Annotated in this window: 10 protein-coding genes; 3 read left to right on the top strand and 7 right to left on the bottom strand. The window is 30.9% G+C overall.

The window, feature by feature from the left end:
• The first annotated feature begins 122 nt into the window (after positions 1 to 122).
• Positions 123 to 2,756 carry a DUF5916 domain-containing protein gene (locus ABD771_RS12385; protein ID WP_345095038.1) on the top strand — a complete coding sequence of 878 codons (2,634 nt, stop codon included), beginning with the start codon at positions 123 to 125 and terminating at the stop codon, positions 2,754 to 2,756.
• Here the strand turns inward: ABD771_RS12385 and ABD771_RS12380 are convergent.
• The 4 genes from ABD771_RS12380 to ABD771_RS12365 form a co-directional block, all read right to left on the bottom strand.
• Positions 2,748 to 3,479 (bottom strand): nicotinamide mononucleotide transporter family protein, encoded by a 732-nt coding sequence (locus tag ABD771_RS12380; RefSeq protein WP_345095035.1) that lies wholly within the window; start codon positions 3,477 to 3,479, stop codon positions 2,748 to 2,750. The two genes, ABD771_RS12385 and ABD771_RS12380, sit on opposite strands and share 9 nt — an antisense overlap.
• A 38-nt stretch (positions 3,480 to 3,517) precedes the next feature.
• Positions 3,518 to 4,066, bottom strand: a complete 549-nt coding sequence (locus ABD771_RS12375) for a hypothetical protein (protein ID WP_345095033.1) — start codon at positions 4,064 to 4,066, stop codon at positions 3,518 to 3,520.
• An 81-nt stretch (positions 4,067 to 4,147) separates the two neighbouring features.
• Entirely contained in the window at positions 4,148 to 7,012 is a 2,865-nt protein-coding gene (polA, locus tag ABD771_RS12370; protein WP_345095443.1) for a DNA polymerase I, read from the bottom strand.
• Positions 7,013 to 7,018: 6 nt separating this feature from the next.
• A complete protein-coding gene (locus tag ABD771_RS12365; protein WP_345095031.1) occupies positions 7,019 to 7,525 on the bottom strand; it encodes a hypothetical protein in 507 nt (168 codons plus the stop codon).
• A gap of 122 nt (positions 7,526 to 7,647) precedes the next feature.
• On the opposite strand from ABD771_RS12365, the gene ABD771_RS12360 reads away from it, so the two are divergent.
• Entirely contained in the window at positions 7,648 to 8,883 is a 1,236-nt protein-coding gene (locus ABD771_RS12360) for a metallophosphoesterase (RefSeq protein WP_345095029.1), read from the top strand.
• A gap of 74 nt (positions 8,884 to 8,957) precedes the next feature.
• Entirely contained in the window at positions 8,958 to 9,254 is a 297-nt protein-coding gene (locus ABD771_RS12355) for a thioredoxin family protein (protein ID WP_298116634.1), read from the top strand.
• Here ABD771_RS12355 and ABD771_RS12350 read toward each other — a convergent pair.
• The 3 genes from ABD771_RS12350 to ABD771_RS12340 form a co-directional block, all read right to left on the bottom strand.
• Entirely contained in the window at positions 9,251 to 9,883 is a 633-nt protein-coding gene (locus tag ABD771_RS12350; RefSeq protein ID WP_345095026.1) for a polysaccharide deacetylase family protein, read from the bottom strand. The two genes, ABD771_RS12355 and ABD771_RS12350, sit on opposite strands and share 4 nt — an antisense overlap.
• Positions 9,884 to 9,951: 68 nt before the next feature.
• Entirely contained in the window at positions 9,952 to 13,500 is a 3,549-nt protein-coding gene (locus tag ABD771_RS12345; protein ID WP_345095024.1) for a protein O-mannosyl-transferase family, read from the bottom strand.
• Between the two features lie 112 nt (positions 13,501 to 13,612).
• Positions 13,613 to 14,299, bottom strand: a complete 687-nt coding sequence (locus ABD771_RS12340; protein WP_345095022.1) for a response regulator transcription factor — start codon at positions 14,297 to 14,299, stop codon at positions 13,613 to 13,615.

Raw genomic sequence — 14,299 nt, 5'->3', positions numbered from 1 at the left:
TATAAAGCCATCATTTAAAGTGATGGTTTTTTTATGTCTAATTGTTAAAGTTTGAAATAAGTGTAACAATTGTTAAAATTCGATGTCTATTTATATAATCATCAATCAAAAAACGAACAATCATGCACTTACACAGACTTTTACCAATGCTTTTTGGTGCTTTATTCTTTTGTAGTTCTTATGCTCAAGAGAATGAAAGTTTAACTAAGAAAGTGTACACAACAAAATTCCTAAATGAAAACGAAGCTCCTACCATTGACGGAATAATAGATGAAAAAAGTTGGGATATTGTAGATTGGACTGGTGATTACATTGAAAATGAACCCGACGAAAATACACCACCAACTGAGCAAACGAAATTTAAGGTGGTTTATGACAAAAACTACTTATATTTTGCTTTTAAATGCTACGATAAAGACCCGAAAGGAATAGTAAAGCGATTGTCTCGTCGAGATGGTTTCGAAGGTGATTGGGTTGAAATCAATATCGATAGTTATAACGACAAACGAACAGGTTTTTCCTTTACAATTTCGGCATCTGGTGTGAAAGGCGATGAGTTTATTTCAGACAACGGAAACAATTGGGATGGAAGTTGGAACCCAATTTGGTATGTAAAAACAAATGTTGATGATGAAGGTTGGACAGCCGAAGTAAAAATTCCTTTTAGCCAATTAAAATTTGGAAATAATAAAGAACAAGTTTGGGGTTTACAATCTACTAGACGTTATTTTCGTGCAGAAGAACGTTCGGTTTGGCAACGTGTAAAGCGTGACGCACCTGGTTGGGTAAGTGAGTTTGGAGAATTAAGAGGTTTGGTTGATATCCAACCGCAAAAGCAACTTGAAATTCAACCTTTTGTTGTAACACAATTAGAAACGTATGAGAAAGAACCTGGAAATCCTTTTCGTGATGGTTCAGACGCTAAAATTAATGGTGGTTTAGATGCCAAAATCGGATTAACCAATGACTTAACTTTAGATTTAACCATTAATCCTGATTTTGGTCAGGTTGATGCCGATCCTGCTGCTATTGCTTTGGATGGTTTTCAAATATTTTTTCAAGAGCGAAGACCATTTTTTGTTGAAAATAAAAATATTTTTAATTACCAATTTGCCGATGGACAAGACAATCTGTTTTATTCTAGAAGAATTGGAAGAAGTCCACAAGGTTATCCAAATACTTCTAATGGTGAATTTGTTGATGTTCCAAATAACAGTACAATTCTTGGCGCAGCAAAGTTTAGTGGAAAAACTAAAAACGGATGGTCTATTGGAATTTTAGAAAGTTTAACCGACAATGAATTTGCCAAAATTGATGACAATACCAATACAAGAGAAGCACTTGTAGAACCACTTACCAATTATATTGTAACACGTGCTCAAAAAGATTTTAATAATAGAAATAGTTTTATTGGTGGAATTTTTACAGCAACCAACAGAAATCTTCAAGGTGATGAATTGAATTATCTGAGAAAATCTGCCTACACGGCTGGTTTTGATTTTATGCACAATTGGAAAAATAGAAAATATTATTTTAGTGGAAACATAGTTGCGAGTCATGTAACAGGTAGCAAAGAAGCTATTGCAAATACGCAACAAGAATTAACGCATTTATTTCAAAGAGTTGATGCTGGTCATGTGGAAGTTGATCCCAATAGAACTTCATTGACAGGAACAGGAGGAAAGTTTGAATTAGGAAAAAACAGCATTGGAAATTGGCGTTATTATGGAATTTTCACTTGGCGTTCACCTGAATTAGAATTGAACGATGTTGGTTTTTTAAGACAAGCAGATGATATTAGACAAATCGGAATTTTGAGCTATCAAACCTTAAAACCAATAGGAAGTTTTAGAAGAATCAATGCTCGTTTCGAACAATTTACGTCTTATGATTTTGATGGAAATCACAACAGAACACAATATTCTATAAGTTCAAATGCTAATTTTAAGAGCAATTGGGCAATTTATTATCAGTTTACGCACAAGCCAAAAATATTTACTAATACTATTTTACAAGGTGGACCAAGATTTAGATATTCTGAAGAAGTTATAAATACTTTAAATTTTGCCACGGATTCACGAAAAAAATTGCGTTTTGATTCCGGAATTGTAGTTTCTCAAGGGAAAGATAATTCGTTTTCTTACACCGAATTTACCACCGGAATTACGTATCAACCCATAAATGCCTTTACGGTTTCGTTATATCCTGGTTATACTATCAATAAAAGCAAAACCCAATATGTAACCGAAACGAGTTTTGGGTCAACTCCTAGATATATCATGGCCAATATTGATCAAAGAACCTTAAGTGCTTCAATCAGAATGGATTTTAATATTAATCCAAATTTGACCATTCAATATTATGGAGAGCCTTATATTTCTAGAGGAAAGTATAAGGATTTCAATAGAGTAACCAATCCGATTGCTAAATATTATGGTGACAGAATTTCGATTTTTGATAGTAATCAAATAGCTTTTGATGCTTCAAATGATTCTTATTCAATTGATGAAGACGCCAATGGCACTGTAGATTATAGTATTGGAAATCCTGATTTTGCGTATGTTCAATTTCGTTCGAATTTGGTTGTTCGATGGGAATATATTCCAGGTTCTGAAATTTTCTTGGTTTGGTCACAAGGAACAACAGGTTTAGGGAATCCAAATGATGATTTGTTTAGGAGTTTAGATTCCCAAATATTGGGCAAAAAACCCGAAAACATCTTTTTGATAAAAGCTACTTATAGATTTTTATTTTAATGCTCTTTTCTTATCATCATCCCAAGTGATATAACCAATAATTGCATTAAAAAGATAAAAAACATATTTAGCAGTATTGGCTATATTCATTTGCAATATGTTTTGAACTAATTTAGTGATGTTGTAAAACTGCCACATAAACCAGTTGTCAGGATACATTCTGGCGGTATTGAAAGTAGCACCAAAAGTTATTCCGGCAGGAATTGCTATAGCAAAAAACAATCTCCAATCAATTGGTTTTTCAGAAAGATATTTGAAAGCAATATAATTAAGAACCAAAGAGAATACAAAACCAAGAACTAAATTGCGGTAAAATATAAAGTCGATAGAACGCAAAACGGTGCTTTTTTTCCAAGCTTTGAAAACCAAATAATTTCCAATAAAAGTTACAGGATAAGTTAAAATCGCACCAACATTTCCAAGTAAATAATCAATTGAACCACTCAAAAATGTATTGCAAGTTGCTAGAAAATTACCAAAGTTATTTTTCTTAGTAACCAATCGATTACCAATCATTGACAATCCTGTGTTGATAATTGAAACGTAACCCAAAAAGAAAACATAGTTTTTGCCTTTAAAAGTAAATTTGTATTCGGTGTTTTGGTAGCCTAAAACAATTGAAGCCGTGATAACGATTATCAATCCAATAATATCTAAATAGGTACTATTTGTTATTGATTTTATGGTTTTTATAGTTTTTTCTGAAAGCGAAAGTATTGACATTCAAATAAATTTCGACAAAGATAGATAAATTTAAAAGATTACTTGTTTTCGAGACAACTTAAACACCACAATCCACTTTGACCAAAACATTGAAAAGTAATATTTATTATTAAATCTCTTTTTGTTAATAAAAGGGCATACAAGTTTTCTTTAAAATTCATATCTTCTAAATCTAAAAACCAATTTTTTTTAGTTTTTATATCGTTAACAATTTTATCAATATTTACATTTTTTTTAAACTCATTGATTTCATTTTCAGAATAATAATATTTGTTTAAAATAGTAATTGCATCTATATTCTTAAACTCAAAATATCGAGATTTATAATTTTCTAATTTTGTGTGAGCTTCATTTTCAGAAATAGTATGTTCATAGGCTAAAGCATCTCTTAAATCACTCTTCTGAATACATATTTCTTTAGTCAAACTACTATTCAAATCTTTAAAATTAATTAAAAGATAAATGTGTTCTTCTCCATTCCAAGTATTTACAGATGTAATAAAATTATTATGCAGAGTTTTTTCATCTACTTGACTATAAATCAAATTTGACAAACTAAAAAAGAGGAAGAGAATTATTTTCTTCATTTAAAACTATTTATTTCGATATTCCCACAGAATGACAAAGTTCCTTAAATGCCAACTGCAACTGCCAACTGAATACTAAAATCAATGCGCTTCCAACCAATTTTTTCCAACGCCAATTTCAACATCTAATGGAACATCCATTTTGAAGGCGTTTTCCATTTCGTGTTTTATCATTGGTTTGATTTTTTCTAATTCAGAGTTGTGAACGTCAAATACAAGTTCGTCATGAACTTGCAATAACATTTTTGATTTCCAATTCTCGGAAGTTAGTTTTTTATGAATATTAATCATTGCAATTTTGATAATATCGGCTGCGGAACCTTGAATTGGTGCGTTAACGGCATTTCGTTCAGCACCACTTTTTACCATCATATTAGCTGAATTGATGTCTTTTAAATAACGTCTTCTTCCTAAAACCGTTTGAACATAACCATGTTCTCTAGCAAAATCAACTTGATTTGACATATAAGATTTCAATTTTGGATACGTAGCATAATACGCATCAATCAACTCGGCACTTTCTTTACGAGAAAGCGATGTTTGATTAGAAAGTCCGAAGGCTGAAACTCCGTAAATGATTCCAAAGTTCACGGTTTTGGCATTACTACGTTGTTCTTTTGTAACTTCTTCCAAAGGAACATTGAACACTTTTGCAGCCGTACTTCTATGAATATCTTCGTTATTTTGAAACGCTTTAATCATGTTTTCTTCACCAGAAAGTGCTGCTATAATTCGAAGTTCTATTTGCGAATAATCGGCAGAAACCAAGGTATAATTTTCATCACGAGCAATAAATGCTTTTCTAATTAATCTTCCGCGTTCGGTACGAATCGGAATATTTTGCAAATTTGGATTATTAGAACTCAAACGACCAGTTGCAGCAACAGTTTGCATGTAATCGGTGTGCACGCGACCTGTTTTTTTATCAACTTGGTTAGGTAAAGCATCAATATAAGTACTTTGCAATTTCACCATTTGACGCCAGTCCAAAATATCTTTTACAATTTGATGTTCGTTTGCTAAGTAACTTAAAACTTCTTCGCCAGTGGCATATTGACCGGTTTTGGTTTTCTTTTGTTTTGTTCCGCCAATTTTCATTTTGTCAAATAAAACGTCGCCCAATTGTTTTGGTGAAGCCAAATTGAATTTCTCGCCAGCGGTTTCGTATATTTTTTGTTCCAATTCAGAACTTTCTTTTGCCATTTCCACCGACATTTCTTTCAAAAAAGGCACATCGAGATTGATTCCTTCCAATTCCATTGCGGCCAAAACTGGAATTAACGGAATTTCGATTTCGTCAAACAACTTTTTGGTCTCGGCTTTGTCTAAAATCGGACTGAAATTTTGTTTCAATTGAAACGTCACATCGGCATCTTCGGCAGCATATTCTTTAATTTCTTCCAAAGCAACATCGCGCATTGACTTTTGATTTTTACCTTTTTTACCAATTAAATCTTCAATAGATTTTGGTGAATATTTTAAGTATGTTTCACTTAAAACGTCCATATTGTGACGCATATCTGGATTTATCAAATAATGCGCAATCATCGTATCGAATAATTTTCCTTTAATTTGAACTCCATAATTGGAAAGAATTTTCAAATCATATTTAATATTTTGACCAATTTTTTCGATGGTTTCACTTTCAAAAAATGGCTTGAATTTATCTACCAAAATCTGCGCTTCTTCTTGATTTTCAGGAATCGGAACGTAAAATGCTTCGCCTTTTTGCCAAGAAAATGATATTCCAACCAATTCGGCATTCAAAGCATCAATTCCAGTTGTTTCTGTGTCAAAACAGACCGAAGTTTGATTGTTTAAATTTTGCAAAAACAATTTTGTACCCAAATCACCTTGAATTATTGTGTAATTATGATTGGTGTTTTCTAACGTTGCATAATTAGAATTGGTTTTTACTTCACCACTTTCTTCATCAGAAAATCCGAACAAATCAAATTGGTCTTCGTTAGATTTTTTAGTGATTTGCTTTTTTAAAGTAGTTTGACTTGCACTTGCTTCATTTGAATTTCCATTCGTATCGATTTCGTCGTATTCTTTTCCAGTTCCAAAGTATTTGTCAAACTGTGCTTTCATTTGACGGAATTCCAATTCTTGAAATAAAGCATCAGTTTTTTCAACATCAGGTTTGGAAAGTTCAAAATCTTCAGCATTAAATTCAACTGGACAATCGAGTAGAATAGTGGCTAATTTTTTAGATAATAATCCCAATTCGGCATTGGCTTCAATCTTATCTTTAATTGCACCTTTTAATTGATGAGTATTTGCTAAAAGATTTTCCATCGAACCATATTCTGCCAAGAATTTCTTCGCTGTTTTTTCGCCAACGCCAGGTAATCCCGGAATATTATCGGCTGCATCGCCCATCATTCCTAAGAAATCTATAACTTGTTCTGGTCGTTCGATTTCAAATTTTTCTAACACTTCTGGAATTCCCCAAATTTCAATGTCATTACCCATTCGTGCCGGTTTGTACATAAAAATATTTTCGGAAACCAATTGAGCAAAATCTTTATCTGGTGTAACCATGAATACTTGATAATTCTCTTTTTCGGCTTGTTTTGCCAAAGTTCCGATTAAATCATCAGCTTCAAATCCTGCTACTTCTATTATAGGTATGTGCATCGCCTTTAATAATTCTTGAATATAAGGAACGGCAATTTTTATCGCTTCTGGAGTTTCATCACGATGTGCTTTATATTCTTGGTACATTTCGTAACGATACGTACTTCCGCCTTTGTCAAAAGCCACGGCTAAATGATCGGGTTTTTCACGTTTGATAACATCCATTAAGGCATTCATAAATCCCATGATGGCCGAAGTATCCATTCCTTTAGAATTGATTCTTGGATTTTTTATAAAGGCAAAATAACCGCGAAAGATTAGTGCGTAAGCATCAAGAAGGTAAAGACGTTTTTGTGACATGATTATTGTTTAAAATGTAATAGAAAATCCAACTCCATTAGAATTAGAAATAAATGAGGTTGATTCGATATTAAAACTAGTTTTTGGAGTTTTTAAATCTTCATTCATAAGTAAAACTGCTTTTTTTATTTTTCTAGAAAAACCGATTTTTATTGGAATTGCTATTAAAACAGCACCAGCTCCAATAAAATATAATGCATTACTAGTTTTTTTTATTGTTGGATATCCATATTGATTGTTTACTATATTTGAATCACTAATGTTAACTAAATGCTTTGTTATAACGGTAGACAAGCCTCCATAAAGTAAAATATTCCCAATAGTTTTTTTTGTCATTCCAACATTATACAATTTCAATGCTTCTGGATTAGTTGCAAATAAATCACGAACTTCTGTTGAAGTAAGCTTTACATTATCAGAGTTAAAAACTCTACTGGTGCTTTTGAAAGTAAGAACGTCTTGGCTAAAACAAAAAAATGAAGATGTCAATAATAGTAACAAGATAATATGTTTCATGGTTTAAAATTTATATTCAAAACAAAAATAGTTTTATTATAATTAATATTAAAGGAAAGATTAACTAAAATTTATGCTTTATCGAATCATTAGATTTTTACTTTTGTTAAAAATTTTTAAAAATGGCTTTTCGCTGGGTTGTCCTTCTTTTAATAATTCTAATCATTGAAATTTATGCATTTCAAGCTGTTAAAACATTTACTAAAGTTAGATGGGTGCAGCTTACTTATATAGTAATTTCTTTTGCTGCAGTTGCTTTTGTTTTTTATGGTTTTTCTAAATTTGACAGAGGTGTTGGTCAAACCCAAATGTTTATGATGACCATTGGAGTTATGTTACTAGTTTTAGTTCCAAAATTATTGATAACTTTTATAATGCTTCTTGAAGATATTCTTAGATTGTTGTTAGGAACTAAGAATTATTTTGCAAATTATGGCAATGATACTTTTTTGCCTGAAAGAAGAAAGTTTGTTAGTCAAGTTGCGCTTGGGATTGCCGCCGTTCCATTTTTATCATTGATTTATGGAATGACGATTGGAAAATACAATTATAAAGTTTTAAGACAAACGTTATTTTTTGATGATTTACCAGATGCTTTTGACGGTTTTAAAATCACTCAAATATCAGATATACATAGTGGTAGTTTTGACAACCCTGAAAAGATAAGTTATGCAGTTGATTTAATCAATGAACAAGAATCAGATTTGTTATTGTTTACTGGTGATATTGTAAATACTCATGCTACAGAAATGCATCCATGGATTGATACTTTTAAGAAGATTAAAAATTATGAGTTTGGGAAATACTCTATACTTGGAAATCATGATTACGGAGAGTATGTAGATTGGAAAAAAGATGATGCGGCAAAAAATAAAAATTTTGAAGATATTAAAGATTTGCACAGACAAATAGATTTTAAATTAATGTTGAATGAAAACACGAAAATCAAAAAAGGAAACGACGAAATTGCATTAGTTGGTGTTGAAAATTGGGGTGTGAAATTCAAAAAAGTGGGAGATTTGAATAAAGCTTCAGAAAATTTGAATAAAGATGATTTCAAAATTTTAATGAGTCACGATCCAAGTCATTGGGATGCTGAAGTAAAAGACCATCCTAAAAATTTCCATTTAACGCTTTCTGGACACACACATGGTTTTCAATTTGGGATAGAAATTCCAGGTATAATTAAATGGAGTCCTGTGGAATATGTTTACAAACAATGGGCTGGTTTATATGAAAATGTAGGTAAATATATTTACGTAAATAGAGGTTTTGGGTTTCATGCTTACCCTGGAAGGGTAGGAATTATGCCTGAAATTACTGTAATTGAACTAAAAAAAGGCAAAAATGTAGTATAATTAGTTAAAAATGCTACATTTGTATTACTAATACTTTCTTTTTTATAAAAAGAATATATAAATAACTAGGTTTTATGTCAAAATTTGGCGAACTTATAAATGCTCAAGTTCCTGTGTTAATTGACTTTTACACAGAGTGGAACGAGTCATCAGTCTCGATGCATCCAGTTATTAGAGATGTTGCGGCAGCGCTTGGCGATAGAGCAAAAGTGATTAAAATTGATGTGGATAAAAACCAAGAATTAGCAGAAGCACTTCGAATAAAAGGTTTACCAACACTTATGATTTATAAAGAAGGTCAAATGGTGTGGAGACAATCAGGTGAATTGGACGCTAATACTATAATTGGTTTAGTTCAAGAGCAGGTTTAATCAATTTTTTCACAAACATATCCTTTTTCTTTTAAGAATTCTAGCGTTCTCGGAAGTACATACTCCAAGTTTGCAAACGCTTTTTTGCTATCGTGAAAAACGATAATACTTCCTGGTTTTACATTTTTTAAAACATTTTCTAAACAGTGTTCTTTAGAAATTTTAGTATCAAAATCGTAAGCAATGATGTCCCACATTATTATTTTGTATCCAAATTTTCGAAGAATTTTTGATTGCGTAGGTTTTATTTTACCATAAGGTGGACGGAATAGTTTGCAGTGTTCAGTGTTCAGTTTGCAGTGTTCAATTTCGTATAATTTGACATTTTCAATATAATCTTTTGTAGATGTTTCCCATCCATTTAAATGATTGAAGGTATGATTTCCTATAGAATGTTCTTCGTTGATTACTTTCTGAAAAATTTCCGGATATTTTCTAACGTTATCTCCTATGCAGAAGAATGTTGCTTTGGCATTGTATTCTTTCAATTGATTTAGAGTCCATTCTGTGATTTCTGGTGTTGGTCCATCATCAAATGTTAAATAGACTTTATTCTCATTGTTAGGAAGATCCCAAATATAGTTTGAAAATAGTTTCTTAATTATCCAATGTGTTTTTACCCAATTCATAATTCAAATGTAAATAAAAAGTGCCGATAAATTACTCTATCGACACTTTGTTCTATTTATAAAATCAATTATTCCATATCGCGTTGAAATCTTGGGAATCGATTATTATAACTATTAAATTCATTTCTGTTTTTGTTATAAAATTCAATATCACCATTAGCTTTCATTACTTTTAACAAACTTCTATAACGTTCTATATCAGTAACAATATCTGTAGCCATAAAACTCTGGTCAGAAGAATTGAAAGTACTATAATATTTTAAATTGTCTTTGTATTTAGCGGTAAGTTTAGTTATTAAATCTCTAGCTTTTTGTTTTTCACCTGTTTTATAATAACCACCAACAAATGGTTCAAGTGTTAAATAATAACCATAGTAATCTATCGGTGTCTTAGTAATTGCCAAATCAATAACTTTTTTAGCCTTATCAATTTTACCTTCTTTTATCAATAATTCCATTAATCTAGAAAGATTAGTTCTGTATGAAATACTATTTCTTCTGGTCTCAGGATCATGATATATTTTAGTGCTTTCTCCATTACCCCATTTCCAATTGGTTGCAAGTTTATACATTTTTTCTGTATCGATTTGCCCCATATCTGGATAGTTTTCTTCAATTACTGGAGTTTTTATTGGCACTAATTTATAAACCATACCATCAAGCTGAAGATAATCTTTCATCCATAGGTAATCATCATCTCCAAAACTTCCTGGGCTAAAATAAATAGGTCTTTTCCAATTATTGTTGTTTAAAATGTCAAACATAATTAAACGGTTTTTGTATAAAGCACCACCTTTTAAGTCTATATCAATATAAGGAACAATTGAATCATTTAGAGCCGGATTAACAACCTTATTTGCAATCACAGCATTTTTATCAATAGGAATTCTAACTTTATTTGTTGGAAAGAAATGAAGTTTGTGTCCGCTTTGCATCTCAACAGTGGTTATTGTGTCTTCACTTTTTGCAAAGTTTATAAAATCTTTAAGTAACCATCTGTTTTCAGTTTGCTTATTAAATAGAATAGCGTCTCTGTTGTCTGCTACATATTGTTGATGTTCGAATGAAATTGGTAAACCATCTGATTTATAGGTTTTAAGTTTCATTTGATCAATATACCAATCGGTCATTAATAAGCTAGTATTTACAATTTTCACATCGGTTCTGTATCCTTCAATCTCTTGTGCATACCATAATGGGAATGTATCATTATCACCAATTGTAAATAGTATAGCATTTGGATCACAAGAGTCAAGATAATTTTTAGCCATTGCTAAAGCTGTATATTTTCCTGAACGATCATGGTCGTCCCAGTTTTGTGATGCCATTAAGACAGGAGCAGCCAATAAACTTGTAGCAACTACTATTGGTCCAGCAATTTTTGCAGCTACTTTTTCTTTTATCATTTCATAGATTGCATAAACTCCAAAACCAATCCAAATTGCAAATACATAAAATGATCCCACTAAAGCGTAATCTCTTTCACGAGGTTCAAATGGTCTTTCATTAAGATAAATTTTTAATGCTAAGCCAGTGAATAAGAACAAAGCTAGCAAAACGTAGAAACTTTTTAAATCTCTTTGTGCATGGTACATCAAACCAATCAAACCTAAAAATAAAGGTATAAAATAGTATAAGTTTCGACCTTTATTATTTTCAATATCTTTAGTTAAATTTTCTTGAGAACCTAAATGAATTTCATCAATGAATTTTATTCCACTTAACCAGTTTCCATCTAAATTGTCATATCTACCCTGATTGTCGTTTTGTCTTCCAACAAAGTTCCATAACAAATAACGACCGTACATATAACCAAATTGATATTCAATCATAAAACTAAGATTGTCAAAAGTTGATGGTTTTTCAATGTCAAGATAATCACCATAAGCTTTTAAGAAAGATACATAACCATCGTTGTCAATTTTACCACTCGCATAGGCTTGTCTGAATTCGGCAACAACATCGGTCAATTCTTTTTCCTCAACATAATCAGATTTTACTTTGAATTTTGGAACTCCAGTAAAGTTCATATATCCTTCAATGTTGTCTGTACTCCACATTCTAGGAAGAATTGCTTTATGATTGTCATCGGTGTTTTGCTCTGCATTTTTATAATCATTAACAATTACATATTTTCCAGAAGCTTCGTCTCTCTCATAGTTAGGAGCTTTGTCTAAATAAGGATTATTCTCATCCAAACCAGCAAAGGCATCAGTATATTGTGGGCCATAAAATAATGGATTGATTCCGTATTGTTCACGATTGTAATAAGCCAATACCTCTGCAGCATCTGATGGTTTATTTTCGTTTATTGGTGTGTTTGCATTAGCTCTAATAGGTAACATCATCCATGTTGAAAATCCTATTAATACAAATAGAATGCATAATAATATTGTATTGTAATTTATACCAAATTTTATTTCTTTAGTTTCAATCATTAAAGGGTCATTTCCGTACTCATTTTTCCCTGGATTTCCTTTATCAAAAATTAAACACCAAAAAATTAAATATAAATTATAGACAGGAATAAATTGATAAAATCCACTTTTACCTATATCATGAAGTCTTTTAGAAGTTTGAAAAATAAAAAATATTATGGGTAATCGAATCAATATTTTTGGAAAAAAACCAATTTCAGAAAAATTTGAATTGATAAAAAGAATGTATAGGATTAGTAAAATCAAACTAATAATATATTCTGTTCTAGAAATTCTACCAATATAACTACTAGGGTTTTTGAAAATACTTTCAAGAAATAGATTGTTTTTTCTAGTGTATCTCAATCCAAAATAAAAGAAAGCTACAATTAGAAGTATAGCAAAAATAGTTCCTGAGTTAAAAGGTAACCCAAGGTTGTTTACCATGAATATTTCAGTTTTACCAAAGAAAGCTAATGTGTAAGGCAAAAGAAGTTTAAAAATAAAAAGTAATACTGCAATAATAATTATATTGGCTAGAATGAAATTTGTAACAGTTACTTTTTTGTAGTTTTTAAAGAAGTATAAAAAACCAATTGAAGGAATTGTTAATAAAGCCATGAAGTGAACACCAAAAGATAAACCGACTACTAAACTAATTAGTAATAACCATCTGTTTCCTTTTGGCTCATGCATTTCTTGTTCCCATCTTAAGCCAAGCCAAAAAAGTAGTGCAATAAGTAAAGTTGCCATTGCATAAACTTCTGCTTCAACAGCATTAAACCAAAAACTGTCTGAAAAAGTGAATGCTAATGCTCCAACAAATGAACTTCCTAAAATAACTTTGATGTTATTATTGTCTATTTCTGTGTATGATGAAATGATTTTTTTCAATAAAATTGTAGAAGACCAAAACATAAAAAGAATGGTGAATGCACTAGAAAAAACAGACATCATGTTGACCATAAAAGCTACTTTGTCGCTACTAGTTGCAAACATTGCAAAGAAGGCTCCAAGCATTTGAAATAATGGTGCGCCTGGTGGATGTCCTACCTCAAGTTTAGCAGCTGTTGCAATATATTCTCCACAATCCCAGAAACTCATTGTGGGCTCTACTGTTAATGTATAGGTTATCAGTGCAATTGAAAAAGCAGCCCAACCTAAAATGTTATTCCACTTTTTGAAATCAAATGTTGTCATATATAATTATGATGTTAATTCAGATGCAAAGAAACTATTTTTTTATCGAAACCACATAAATTGAGGTTGATAAAATTTTCTTAATTACTTGCTGCTAAAAGTTTTTTATTAATTATTCTTTAATTTTAAATTCTAATCCAATAAATCTTGTGCTTTCAATGGAGATGTTTTTGTCTTCTTGAAAATACTTTCTAATTTTAGTTATAAAAACATCCATACTTCTTCCTGAAAAGTAATCGTCATTTTTCCAAATATTTTTTAAGATAGCCTCTCTTTTAATTAATTGATTTCTATTTTGATAAAGATATTCAATTAGTAGTGCTTCTTTTTCGGTTAGTTGCTGTGTACGATTGTCTTTTTTTAAACATAACCTTTTGGTGTCAAAAATATACTTGCCTATTGCAATTTCTTGAATAGTAGTTGTTTTAAAATTTGCCTCACTTCTTTTTAAAATATTATTTAATCTTAAAATTAATTCTTCAACTTCAAATGGTTTGACTATATAATCATCTGCGCCAAGTTGTAGTCCTTTTATTTTGTCTTCTTTTAATTGCTTTGCTGTTAGAAAAACGAAAGGTATTTCAGGGTTTATTTTTATTAATTCTTCGGCTAGTACAAAACCATCCATTTTTGGCATCATAACATCTAGAATACAAATGTCAAAACTATTCTTTTTAAAAATTTCTAATGCTTTAACTCCGTTTTCTGCCCAAACAACATCAAAATTATGCAGTTGCAGGTATTGAGTTAAGACATTTGAAAAATCAAAATCATCTTCGGCTAAAAGTATTTTTTTCAT

It is taken from the genome of Flavobacterium chungnamense, from assembly GCF_039539165.1.
Classification (GTDB): domain Bacteria; phylum Bacteroidota; class Bacteroidia; order Flavobacteriales; family Flavobacteriaceae; genus Flavobacterium; species Flavobacterium chungnamense.
This window is presented reverse-complemented; position numbering and strand designations above follow the sequence as displayed.